General features: G+C 48.6%; 1 protein-coding gene. It reads left to right on the forward strand.

Annotation, left to right across the window (positions count from 1 at the left end):
• Positions 1 to 1090 (forward strand): FAD-dependent oxidoreductase (locus tag R7F07_RS25355; RefSeq protein ID WP_318110688.1); only part of this gene is annotated, 1090 nt, incomplete at both ends.

The raw sequence follows: 1090 nt of genomic DNA on the forward strand, positions 1-1090 counted from the left end.
ACGCTCAGGCTGCTTGGTTAGTCAAAGAGTCCGAACAAGCCGTGCTTGAAATTGACGCGTTTTGTAAACAGCACCTTATTGATGCTCAGTTGTCGCTTAAAGGCGTGTATTACACGGCAACAAATCACGCGCAAGCGGGCTGCATGCAACCTGTCGTCGATGAGCTTTCACGTTTAGGCGTCAATAGTTGGCGTCGCTGCAAAGAAGATGAGCTGCACGCAAATACAGGCTCCCCCCGTCATCTTGAAGGTTTCCATTCTTCGGTTGCTGCTAGCGTCCAACCCGCGATGTTGGCTAGAGGTTTGCGCCGAGTTGCATCAGAAATGGGGATCGAAATCTTCGAAAACACACCAATGACCAAATTGGATTTTGGCCAACCAGCTACCGTGAGCACTCCTGACGCACAAATAAAAGCAAAGCAGGTCGTGCTGGCATTAAACGCATGGATGGTGGAGCACTTTACGCAGTTCAAAAACAGTATCGTGGTGGTTTCTTCCGACATGGTCATCACCAAACCGCTTGGTGAGTCGTTACGGAAAACGGGCTGGCAAGCGGGAACGAGCGTGTTGGATTCGCGTATTTTTGTTCATTACTACCGCGATACGCCAGATGGTCGCCTCATGTTAGGCAAGGGAGGCAATCAGTTCTCTTTCAACAACCAAGTGGACGTGATGTTCAATAAACCAACTCGTTATCAAAATCTTCTAAGGAAGTCATTCGATAAACTTTTCCCGAGTTTGAAAGAGGCGGAGTTTGAATACTCATGGACAGGAGGATCCGATCGCTCAACCTCCGGCTTTCCATTTTTTGGGAAGTTGAACGAGCAACGTAATGTCTTTTATGGTTTTGGCTATTCAGGTAATGGTGTTGCGCAGACTCGCATGGGCGGAAAAATCCTCTCTTCTATGGTGTTAGGGTTGGATAACGAATGGACTCGAAGTGGCTTAGCCAAAGGACCATTGGGGCATTTCCCTCCAGAGCCGTTTCGCTGGATTGGCGCAATGACGGTGCGTAATGCGGTACGCCGAAAAGAAGAGGCAGAGGATTGTGGTCAAAAACCATTTATCTGGGATAAGTGGCTGGCAAAACT

The sequence above is a fragment of the Vibrio sp. YT-16 genome (genome assembly GCF_033337405.1).
GTDB classification, from domain to species: Bacteria; Pseudomonadota; Gammaproteobacteria; order Enterobacterales; family Vibrionaceae; genus Vibrio; species Vibrio alginolyticus.